Origin of the sequence: Phyllobacterium ifriqiyense, from assembly GCF_030817885.1 — a bacterium.
Taxonomy (GTDB): domain Bacteria; phylum Pseudomonadota; class Alphaproteobacteria; order Rhizobiales; family Rhizobiaceae; genus Phyllobacterium; species Phyllobacterium ifriqiyense.
Genome location: NZ_JAUSZT010000003.1, coordinates 2,673,615 through 2,683,301, shown reverse-complemented (window position 1 = coordinate 2,683,301; position 9,687 = coordinate 2,673,615). Strand labels below are relative to the sequence as shown.

11 protein-coding genes are annotated in these 9,687 nt (G+C 56.6%); 7 read left to right on the top strand and 4 right to left on the bottom strand.

Going from position 1 to position 9,687, the window contains the following annotated elements:
- Positions 1–69: 69 nt before the first annotated feature.
- Positions 70–1,077, bottom strand: coding sequence for a type I glyceraldehyde-3-phosphate dehydrogenase (gap, locus tag QFZ34_RS20775; RefSeq protein WP_307285010.1), 1,008 nt, complete (start codon positions 1,075–1,077; stop codon positions 70–72).
- 178 nt (positions 1,078–1,255) lie between these two features.
- On the opposite strand from gap, the gene QFZ34_RS20770 reads away from it, so the two are divergent.
- Positions 1,256–1,912 (top strand): TetR/AcrR family transcriptional regulator, encoded by a 657-nt coding sequence (locus tag QFZ34_RS20770; protein ID WP_115053078.1) that lies wholly within the window; start codon positions 1,256–1,258, stop codon positions 1,910–1,912.
- Here the strand turns inward: QFZ34_RS20770 and QFZ34_RS20765 are convergent.
- Entirely contained in the window at positions 1,902–2,477 is a 576-nt protein-coding gene (locus QFZ34_RS20765) for a peroxidase-related enzyme (RefSeq protein WP_307285005.1), read from the bottom strand. The two genes, QFZ34_RS20770 and QFZ34_RS20765, sit on opposite strands and share 11 nt — an antisense overlap.
- A complete protein-coding gene (locus QFZ34_RS20760; RefSeq protein ID WP_307285003.1) occupies positions 2,474–2,956 on the bottom strand; it encodes a CMD domain-containing protein in 483 nt (160 codons plus the stop codon). The genes QFZ34_RS20765 and QFZ34_RS20760 overlap by 4 nt, the downstream gene beginning before the upstream one ends.
- Before the next feature lie 170 nt (positions 2,957–3,126).
- Between QFZ34_RS20760 and QFZ34_RS20755 the strand changes: the two genes are divergently transcribed.
- From QFZ34_RS20755 to QFZ34_RS20730, 6 genes are read left to right on the top strand one after another with little or no spacing between them, the layout of a single operon-like run.
- On the top strand, positions 3,127–4,116 hold the full coding sequence (locus QFZ34_RS20755) for a LysR family transcriptional regulator (protein WP_307284998.1): 990 nt from the start codon (positions 3,127–3,129) through the stop codon (positions 4,114–4,116).
- Positions 4,113–5,609 carry an NAD(P)-binding domain-containing protein gene (locus QFZ34_RS20750; protein ID WP_307284995.1) on the top strand — a complete coding sequence of 499 codons (1,497 nt, stop codon included), beginning with the start codon at positions 4,113–4,115 and terminating at the stop codon, positions 5,607–5,609. The genes QFZ34_RS20755 and QFZ34_RS20750 overlap by 4 nt, the downstream gene beginning before the upstream one ends.
- A gap of 1 nt (position 5,610) precedes the next feature.
- Positions 5,611–6,348 carry an amino acid ABC transporter ATP-binding protein gene (locus QFZ34_RS20745; RefSeq protein WP_307284992.1) on the top strand — a complete coding sequence of 246 codons (738 nt, stop codon included), beginning with the start codon at positions 5,611–5,613 and terminating at the stop codon, positions 6,346–6,348.
- Between the two features lie 17 nt (positions 6,349–6,365).
- Positions 6,366–7,190: an amino acid ABC transporter substrate-binding protein gene (locus QFZ34_RS20740; protein WP_307284987.1), complete on the top strand. Its 825-nt coding sequence runs from the start codon at positions 6,366–6,368 to the stop codon at positions 7,188–7,190.
- A 46-nt stretch (positions 7,191–7,236) separates the two neighbouring features.
- A complete protein-coding gene (locus QFZ34_RS20735) occupies positions 7,237–7,944 on the top strand; it encodes an amino acid ABC transporter permease (protein ID WP_307284984.1) in 708 nt (235 codons plus the stop codon).
- A 19-nt stretch (positions 7,945–7,963) separates the two neighbouring features.
- The gene (locus tag QFZ34_RS20730; protein ID WP_115053086.1) at positions 7,964–8,656 is read left to right on the top strand and encodes an amino acid ABC transporter permease; all 693 of its coding nucleotides are present in this window, start codon (positions 7,964–7,966) and stop codon (positions 8,654–8,656) included.
- Between the two features lie 10 nt (positions 8,657–8,666).
- On the opposite strand, the gene QFZ34_RS20725 is transcribed toward QFZ34_RS20730, so the two are convergent.
- A complete protein-coding gene (locus tag QFZ34_RS20725; RefSeq protein ID WP_307284980.1) occupies positions 8,667–9,596 on the bottom strand; it encodes a LysR family transcriptional regulator in 930 nt (309 codons plus the stop codon).
- Positions 9,597–9,687: the final 91 nt, after the last annotated feature.

The window sequence follows — 9,687 nt, the reverse complement described above, 5'->3', positions numbered from 1 at the left end:
AAGGCAGGTTAGCGGACAAAGGCAGAGTTTACTTTCGTTCGGCTTTTTCTAATCGTTCCAATCCGGCTGCTACCTCGCGCGCGAAACATGCGCTGCCAAGTCGAGGCAACGGCAGGCATATCCCCATTCATTGTCATACCAGGCAACGACCTTGGTCAGTCCGCTTTCAATCTGCATGCCGGCGAGCGCGTCGATGATTGAAGAATGCGGATTACCGCGCATATCGGTAGAGACGACAGGCTCATCGCAATAAGCGAGAATGCCATGCATCGCGCTTGCCGTCTGCTCGCGGAGCATCGCGCAAATGTCCTTATAAGACACGCTTTCCCTAAGCCGGCATGTAAGATCAATCATCGAGACGTCCGACACCGGCACGCGCACCGCCATGCCGTTGATCCGTCCATTCAGCTCGGGGATAACTTTGCCCACCATGCGCGCCGCACCGGTGGTCGCCGGGATGATGTTTTCAAGGATGCCACGCCCGAAACGCCAATCCTTGCGCGCCACGCCATCGACCGTGTTCTGGCTCGACGTTGTCGCGTGAACCGTAAGCATCAGCGCTTCCTCAAGGCCGAAAGCGTCATTCAGTGCTTTGGCGAGCGGCGCTACACAATTCGTCGTGCATGACGCATTCGAAACAACGTTTTCACCGGCGTAGTTGACCGCATTGACACCCATCACAAAGACAGGTGTGTCGTCCTCTGGCGGTGCGGAGAGCAATACTTTACCTGCACCGGAAGCAAGGTGTCCTTCCACGGCCTTTTTTGTCAGGAACAGACCGGTGGACTCAATGACGAGATCGACGCCGACGTCGCCCCAACGGATCGCGCCCGGTTCCCGTTCGCCGAAAGCCCTGACCTTGCTACCATTGATATCGAGGGCGTTATCCGCAGCGGCTAGACTGGCCCCGAAGCCGCCATGCACGCTGTCATATTTGAGGAGATAAGCCAGATGATCGATTGGCAGCAGATCGTTGATTGCCACGACCTCGACGTCGTCGCGCGCCATGGCAGCCCTTAGAACTGTCCGGCCAATACGTCCGAACCCGTTAATGCCGATGCGGATTTTATCAGTCATGGATTGTCCTTTTCCGGGGCGGTCCGCCGCTTGCGTATGCGGCCTGAGCGCTGCAGGGCGAAATGCAAGCGCCTATTCGCCCGACTTCTTCCAGAGGGGTGTTTTTTCCGAGTCACTTATTTTATACTAGTTCGCATAAAAATATGGCGCAACGAATTTATTGCGATACGGTACAAAAATGAATGAGAAATCCACCCGTGGGCGTCCACGCAAATACGACACCAGGGCAGCGCTCGACGCTGCGCTCCTGGAATTTAGGCGCCATGGCTACACCGCCACGTCGCTGGATCATCTGTCGGAGGCCACGAAAATGGCGCGGCCGAGCCTTTATGCCGCCTTCGGTCACAAGCGCAGCATCTATCTGCGGGCAGTCGGACAGTATGTCGAGGACAAAGCCGTAGACTGGAACCGTGCCCTCTTCGACGAACCTTCGTTTGCAAAAGCGCTCGAAGCCTATTTCCTTATACTTGTTGCTATCTATTCGGAAGGTGATGATCGCCCGCTCGGTTGCCCCATGCTCAGCGTCATAGCCGGCGAAGCTACGGCCGATCCTGTGATGAGCGCGGAACTGTCTGCCGCTCTCGAACGCACCGACGCGCGGTTTCGCAATCGTATCGCGGTGGCACGCGACGACGTTCAGTTACCGCCTGAAACCGATGTAGATGCCCTCGCCGACCTGCTCGCCGCCTTGCAGCACAGTCTTGCATTGCGCGCCCGTGCCGGGACAGAACAGCCGGAACTTGAGCGCATCGCACGCAACAGTGTTGCGCTGATCCTCAGGTCCGCAGGCGCTATCCCAGTATCAGACTACGCTACAGTCGCCCCTAATCCTTGATCGGTTCGCCGAGGGTGTGCATCAGGCGGTTGGCCCAGCCGAAGATTGCGGATGAGAGAACGAGGTCAAGAACTTCGAGTTCGTTGAGCCCGACATTCGCCAGAGCCCGCACATCGGCCGCTGTTGCCTCGGGCGGTGTCGGCGATAAATGTGCTGAAAAATCAAAAATGGCTTGTAGATGCTCGTCAATCGTTGCGCTCAGCCCATCAGCGAAGATCGCGTCAATTACGTCGCTGCGTTTCGTCTGGGCGGTGAACCGCGAAGCGTGGACGGCGGCACAGTAGACGCAGCGGTTAACGATGGATGCCGCAACTGCGCCCAGCTCGCGCTCGCTGGATGCCAAGCCGTCTTTTCCATACATGATCAGGTTGAACAAGGGCGAGCGAACAGCCAGCGTTTCAGGATCGTGCGCCAGGGTAAGCACATAGGGCGAAATGCCCTTGTTCGACGGCGTTGTCTGCATCGCCGCATGCTGCTCTTCTGTCGCGGTCGCGAAATCCACCGGGACAACATAGGGCTGCCAGCGCGGAACCGTTGTAGTAAAAGTATGGACAACCTCGCTCATCGCATTTCTCCCATCAGTTTCAAGCCTGCAAGAACACGCACCTGATAATTGACAAAGGCCGCAAGCTCCGCGAGCCGAACGATATCGGCGTCGGTGACGCCGACCTGACGCAAAGCCTCGATATGAGCCTGCGTCGCATCTCGTGGCGCCACTGTCAGCCGGTCGGCGTGGCGGACAATCTCCGCGACACGTGGTTCGGTAACGGTGGCTTCGGGATCAGCAAGCGGGGCCGTGGCCGGTTCGGCAGCGCGCGCAACCAGCGTGTCATAATGGTCTGCGAGCGCGGCGTTGCGGTTCTGCCGCGCCATTCGAGCGGCAAGTGCTGCCCTTAATCCAAGCGAAAGACCACCTGGATCACGCGGTAGGACAACGGCGTCGTGCGCTGCTTCACTGAGGCGCAATATTTCTGCGCGTTTCTCCATAGCGTCCGCCAGGGCGGTGCCCGGCCTGACGGAGGCAAGGGTTTCGATGAGTGTCAAAACTAGCTCCTCATATTGATGGCTGGTGTGCCATGTAATTAGGCACGACCTGTTATCATGTCAATTTATCATGATACATCGGTAATGATGCGGAATAATAATCCAATTTCGTGACTAAATTGAGCATCATTATACTGTACGTGCATTGAGATGGGTGCTTAATATAAAATATGCATTCTAGATTATTTGACATTCGGCAACTTGAAGCATTCGCAGCAGTCATGTCTGCTGGTAGCGTGACCGGGGCAGCGAGGCTCCTTGGCCGCTCGCAACCTGCCGTCAGCAGATTGATTCAAGATCTAGAAGCCGATCTAGGCTACGCACTGCTCCATCGCAGTGGACCGCGCATCACGCCGACGTCGCGAGGCTTGCAGTTTCATGCGGAAGTCGAACGCCACCTTGCCAGCCTGACGCATATCCGCGAGCGGGCAAACGCTATTGGTCTTGATGAGCCAATCTCGCTCACCATCGCTGCCACGCCCTCGCTTGCGGCTGGCGTTCTTCCGCGGGCACTTGCGGCTGTCTCGCCGGATCTCATTCCTCGCCATCTCCATATCCAGGCATTGGCTGCCGAAAATGTCGTGCAGGCCGTTCTCGCCCGCTCGGCGGACTTCGGCATTGCCAGTCTCCCTTTGGAACATCCGGGCCTGGATGTGCACTGGATTGCCGATGCGCCATGCGTCGTCGCTCTTGCCGTAGACGATCCTCTCGCAGGAAATGACGTGGTGAGTCTCGCCGATCTTGCCGAGCGCCGTATCATCACTTTGGCCAATCCGTTCCGATTGCGCCATCGCATTGACGAAGCTTTGGCGCGGGCGGGCGTCGCGCCGCAGCGGATTATCGACGTTAATTCTTCCATGACGGCACTCACGATGGTCCGCGTCGGACTTGGGGTGGCGCTCGTTGAACCAGCGACCGTTGTTGGCGTGCCGCTGGAGGGGATCGTGATGCGAACGCTCGACCAAACTATCCCCTTTCTGTTCGGCGCGATCTCGCCTGCCGCACATCCGCTGAGCCCGACCGTCGCCGCCGTGATTGACGCCGCCCGTGCCGTCGCACTGGCCATGCCTGGCTGTCGCCTGCGCGAGTTGGGTGGCGACGGGGCATTGGCCGAAGCCATCTATGGAAATAGCATAGTGCCGGAAGGAACGCTGTCATGAGCGAGCCTTCCATTTTGCCAACCGGCCTCGATGCATTGGAGGCACGCCTGCGGCAGGATCTTGCCTGGCTGGAGCTACCTGCCAAGTCCTGGGTTCCTCCGCGCATGGCAAATGGCAAAGCAGTTGTCGATGTCGTCATCATCGGCGGCGGCATGGCTGGCCTTGTCGCCTCCGGTATGCTCAAACGGCTCGGCGTTGCCAACCACGTCGTTCTCGACAAGGCACCTGCTGGACAAGAGGGGCCGTGGATCACGTTTGCGCGCATGCGCACCTTGCGCTCACCCAAGCAATTGACCGGACCCGCCATGGGGCTGCCTGCCCTCACTTTCCGGGCATATTATGAGGCACGCTATGGTATTGAGGCCTGGGCTGCTCTCGACCGGGCACCGCGCGAAATCTGGATGGACTATCTGATCTGGTATCGCCGGGTGCTTGAACTGCCGGTCCGCAACAATATCTCGGTGGATGCAATTCTTCCGCGCGACGACGGCATGCTCGATCTGATTTGTGAGCAAGACGGCCGCACCGAAACGATAGTCGCCCGCCATGTGGTGCTCGCGACGGGTCGAGATGGTCTGGGCGGTCCATATGTGCCCCCTATCGCCGACGGCATTGAACGGAAATTCTGGGCTCATACCGCCGATGAGATTGATTTTGCGGCGCTGAAAAACAAGCGTGTCGGGGTTATAGGCGCTGGCGCATCGGCGATGGACAATGCTGCGACAGCGCTTGAAGCTGGGGCGGGACGCCTGGACATGTTTGTGCGCCGCAAGGAACTGCCACGGATCAACAAGTTCACCGGCATTGGCAGCCAAGGGGTTGTGCACGGATTTGTGGGCCTTCCGGATGAGTGGAAGTGGCGATTCCTGGACTATACGATGGGCCAGCAGACGCCGCCGCCCCGCCCGAGTGTTCTGCGGGTCAGCGCGTTCGCGCAAGCTCATCTTCACCTGGGAAGCCCCGTCACCTCGTTGGAGAAGCACGGAGACCATATCGTGGTGGTGACTCCGAAAGGGCGTTATCCCCTCGACTTCCTGATTTTCGGGACCGGCTTCAGGATCGACGTGATCAATCGGTCGGAACTCGCTGCGGTCGCACCGTCTATCCGCTTGTGGCGCGACAGGTTCCCCGTCCCGGCAGATATGCAAAACAACGAGCTGCAGGCGTCGCCCGATCTTGGAGAAGCATTCGAATTCCTCGAAAAAGAACCCGGTGCATGCCCGGCCCTGTCAAAGATTCACTGCTTTAATTTCGCGGCGACCCTGAGACACGGCAAGCTCACGGGCGACATTCCCGCAGTCAGCGAGGGCGCCGATCGTCTCGCGCGCGGCATCGTAAAAGCGCTCTTCGTTGAAGATCGCGAGCGTCACTTCGCTGATCTTCAGGCGTTCGACACACCCGAACTAAATGGAGACGAGTGGGTCGACAGCGAAACCTTGGCGGATGACTGCCCGACGAATTGTGCAACACCTTCCGAAAGGACATTGATCTGAAATGCTTGAGCTCAAGAACCTAAAGCTGTCCTACGGAAAGACGCAGGTCCTCGATGGCGTTGATCTCGTTGTCAATCGCGGGGACGTGGTTTCGATCATCGGCCCCAGCGGCACCGGCAAGACCACGCTCCTGAAGTGCATCAATTATCTGGCAAAGCCGGCATCCGGCACAATCGCCTTCGATCAAATCCGCATGGACTATGAAAAACCGGATAAAAACGCGATCCAGGCGATCCGGCTTCGCACGGCCATGGTTTTTCAGCAGTTCAATGTCTTCAAGAACATGACGGTCATCCAGAATGTGATGGACCCGCTCATAGTTGTACAGCGAAAGTCAAAAGACGAAGCTCATGCCATTGCGCTGCAAGAGCTTGACCGTGTGGGCCTGTCCGACAAGATCGACAGGTATCCATCCCAGCTTTCAGGCGGGCAACTTCAGCGTACCGGCATTGCGCGCGCGCTCGCCGTCAAGCCGGATGTCATGCTGTTCGATGAACCAACGTCATCACTCGATCCTGAGCTTGTCGGCGAAGTTCTCAAGGTTATTCGTGACGTCACATCGTCTGGAATCACCTCGCTCCTTGTCACCCATGAAATGCAGTTCGCCAAGAATGTCTCGAACCGCATCGTGTTTATGGATCGCGGCGTCGTCGCATCTCAAGGTAGTCCGTCCGAAATTTTTGACGCGCCGTCAAATCCGCGTCTTACGCAATTTCTCAACTCTGAACACGCCTTTTAAAGAAAGGATACCCCGATATGTCTTCATTCCAATCAATCTCCCGTAGAGCCTTTGGCCTTGCCGTAGCTGGCGTCGCAATTGCCGTCGTTACCACTGGCGCAGCTCTTGCCCAGGATGTTCGTACGATAAAGATCGCCACTGCAGCGGAATCCAAGCCGCTGTCCTGGGGTGCAATCGGTGTCGAGCCGCAGGGTTACGAACCTGATGTGCTCAAGGCGATCAATGCCAAGCTGCCTCAATACAAGTTCGTCATGGAAGGCGCTGCAGACATTGCGCAAGAGACCGGCCTCGTCACCGGCAAATATGATATCGCGACCGGCGGCTACTACCGGGCGCCCGCTCGCGAAAAGCAGTTCCTCATCCCTGAAAGCCCAATCGGCGCAAGCCTGATTAAGATTTACAGCCGTAAGGACAGCGGCATCAACGAGATGAAAGATCTGGTCGGCAAGAAGATCGTGCCCGTCACGGCTGGCGGCGGCATCTACAAGTTTGCCACGGCGTGGCAGGAAAAGAACCCCGACACCAAGATCGAGATCACCGCATCCAGTGCCGGCATCCCTTATCCTGACCGTCTGAAAGAAGTCGAGAACGGCAAGTATGATGCCCTCGTCCTGCCTTCCAATCTCGGTGAGCAGACTGTGATCGACCAGCAGAAGCTCAACATCAAGGCGAGCGAACCAGTTGCGATCAACAACACCTTTATCCTGATCCATCGCTCCGAAGAAAATCAGGCTCTCTCCGAGGGCATCGACAAGGCTTTGAAGGAACTCAAGGCGGACGGCACACTCGCCAAGCTGTCGCAGAAATGGTTTGGCGAAGACATCACCACCTACATGAAATAACGCCGCGCCTGACGGTCAAAGCCCAAACTGAAAGAAGGAGTGCAAGGTGGATCTTTCGATAATGGTTCCCGAGTTGTTGAAGGCATTGCCGCTGACGCTCGCGATAACATTCACGGCCATGATCGTCGGCTTCTGCCTGGCGTTGATCGCAACGACGTTCCGGGTGCGCAGGATACCAGTGATCAGCCAACTGGCTGACCTTTACGTGTCCTATGCCCGGAGCGTCCCTGTGGTGCTCCAGTTGTTCGTAGCATTTTACGGGCTTCCTCTGGTGGTAGCCCTATTCGAGGTTGAGGATTTCGTGTCACCGAACGTCGCTGCGATTGTCGGTCTCAGCCTCTATCACGGAGGTTATCTGTCGGAGGTCCTGCGTCCAGCCTACCTCGCCATTGACCGGGGCCAGCATGACGCAGCCGACAGTCTCGGCTACACATTTCTAAAGAAGCTTTTGCGCGTCGTCGGCCCGCAGGCTATCCACATCGCCCTGCCCGGCTACGGCAATGCCATCATCTATCTCATCCATAACGTGGCACTGGTCATGTATATCGGCGCGGCTGATGTGATGGCGACGGCGCACCTTGTCATGGAGCGGGACTACAACCAGTACCAGTTCGAAACCTACCTCGTGCTGGCGGTAATTTATTCGCTCTTATGCCTGGTGGCATGGCTGATCGTACGCTTTTTTGAAGCGCGAAACGCAAAGTTTACCTCCAACACCACGCCGGCCGCAGCCACACTGATGCCAAGCGTCTGATTGAAGAGAAGTTCATCACATGTTCGCTTCCGAAGTCCTCCTCCCCGATCTGTACGACATTCTTGGCGCTGTTCCCGTTACACTCGGCATGGCGCTGATCATCTTTGTTTGCTCAACGATTATCGGCAGTCTGTTCGCGATGATCGAATACCGACGGATTCCCGTACTGCGTGAAATTGTGGTCGCCTATAAGGTCGCCTTCAAGGGTGTCCCAATGGTTATCGTGATCTTCCTCGCCTATTACGGGCTCCCGCCAGCCACGCGTTTCCTCGCTTCCCTTGTCGGATTAGATTACAATGGCCATGCAACTCCGAACTGGGTGACGCTCATTGTCGCCTTGACCGCTTGTGTTGCAGCATTTCAGGCGGAGGTCGTGAAGGGTGCGCTGAATTCTTTTGACACTGGCCAAGCTGATGCGGCCTACTCGTTGGGCTACAAGAAGAGCCAGGTGTTTCGGCGTGTCATGCTTCCGCAAGTGATTGTTGCGGCCATCCCGGACCTTGCCAATTCAATCATGGTGATCATGAAGGCGCTATCCCTGGGGTTTGCAATCGAGGTTGTCGATATTTTTGCCCAATCACAATTGAGCGCTGCGCTGAATTTCTATTATCTGGAAGCGTTTCTGATCGCCGTTGTGGTTTACATGGTCATTGCCTATATCGTCACATATGCAGCAGACCGAATGGAACGTGCCCTTAGGGTTTGGGCGTAGCGACCAAAGATTACAGGGTCGAGGGTGTTGCGCTTTCGCGCATGCGCTGACGCTCTGCGACCACCAGCATGTCCAGAAATGCCTTGACCTTGGCGGGGCGAAACCGGGCGGCAGGAAATACGGCATGAATACCTCCTTGCGGCAATGACCATTCCGGGAAAAGTCGTACGAGTTTTCCAGCTTGCATATCGACCTTGGCCAAGTAGTCGGGAAAAACCGAGACTCCAATTCCTGCCAGCGTGCAGGCATAGGCTGACGGTGTCTTGTCCGCCATCATGATGGGACGAATTTCAACGGTCAAAGCTTTCGTTTGTCCGCGTGAAAACGTCCAGCGAAAAGGGTTCTTCAAAGCCCCATTGGCGATCCATGGTAGGTTGCCTGCGTCTGCTGGGGTCAAGTCAGCTGGAATGCGAGCGGCAACAGACGGTGTTGCGGCAAGTATCTGTTCAAACGTGCCAATCCGACGTGCCTGATGACTGGTATCGGTTAGCCATCCGACTCGAATCGATAAGTCGATTTGGTCAGCGATCAGATCGCTCACGCTGTCGTCGAAGATCACGTCGACCCGCATCTGTGGATATGCCTGCATATACGATGCAATCGTGGGTGCTACGACAGCAGTGCCATAGTCGAGCGGGGCCGTTAACGTCAGCGTTCCTGACGGCTCCGTGCTGCGAAGCGACAATTCCCCGTAGGCGGCTTCCGCCTCTCTTAAGATGAGTATGCAACGCTTATAGAACAGATTGCCCTCTTCGGTTGCATGTAGACGGCGTGTCGTACGCAAAAGCAGCGTTACGCCCAGTTCCTCCTCAAGGCGCGCGATTTGATGACTGACGACCGCCTTGGCGACGCCGAGACGATCAGCAGCCACTGTGAATGAGCCCGCTTCGATAACCGAGGTAAAGAAGATGAGCCGGTTCAGATTGAGAAGATCACGCATGTTTGTCTCATTAAATCGTACAGTCTGTATGATTGATTGATATTTATTACCGCATCAAGGCGTGAAATAAAGCGGGAAGAGAAATCAGCCT

Excerpts from the sequence above, each read along its gene's own strand:
- QFZ34_RS20770 (WP_115053078.1), top strand. The coding sequence starts at position 1,256 with ATGAATGAGAAATCCACCCGTGGGCGTCCACGCAAATACGACACCAGG.
- QFZ34_RS20765 (WP_307285005.1), bottom strand. The coding sequence starts at position 2,477 with ATGAGCGAGGTTGTCCATACTTTTACTACAACGGTTCCGCGCTGGCAG.
- QFZ34_RS20725 (WP_307284980.1), bottom strand. The coding sequence starts at position 9,596 with ATGCGTGATCTTCTCAATCTGAACCGGCTCATCTTCTTTACCTCGGTT.
- QFZ34_RS20730 (WP_115053086.1), top strand. The coding sequence starts at position 7,964 with ATGTTCGCTTCCGAAGTCCTCCTCCCCGATCTGTACGACATTCTTGGC.
- QFZ34_RS20745 (WP_307284992.1), top strand. The coding sequence starts at position 5,611 with ATGCTTGAGCTCAAGAACCTAAAGCTGTCCTACGGAAAGACGCAGGTC.
- QFZ34_RS20750 (WP_307284995.1), top strand. The coding sequence starts at position 4,113 with ATGAGCGAGCCTTCCATTTTGCCAACCGGCCTCGATGCATTGGAGGCA.
- QFZ34_RS20755 (WP_307284998.1), top strand. The coding sequence starts at position 3,127 with ATGCATTCTAGATTATTTGACATTCGGCAACTTGAAGCATTCGCAGCA.
- gap (WP_307285010.1), bottom strand. The coding sequence starts at position 1,077 with ATGACTGATAAAATCCGCATCGGCATTAACGGGTTCGGACGTATTGGC.
- QFZ34_RS20740 (WP_307284987.1), top strand. The coding sequence starts at position 6,366 with ATGTCTTCATTCCAATCAATCTCCCGTAGAGCCTTTGGCCTTGCCGTA.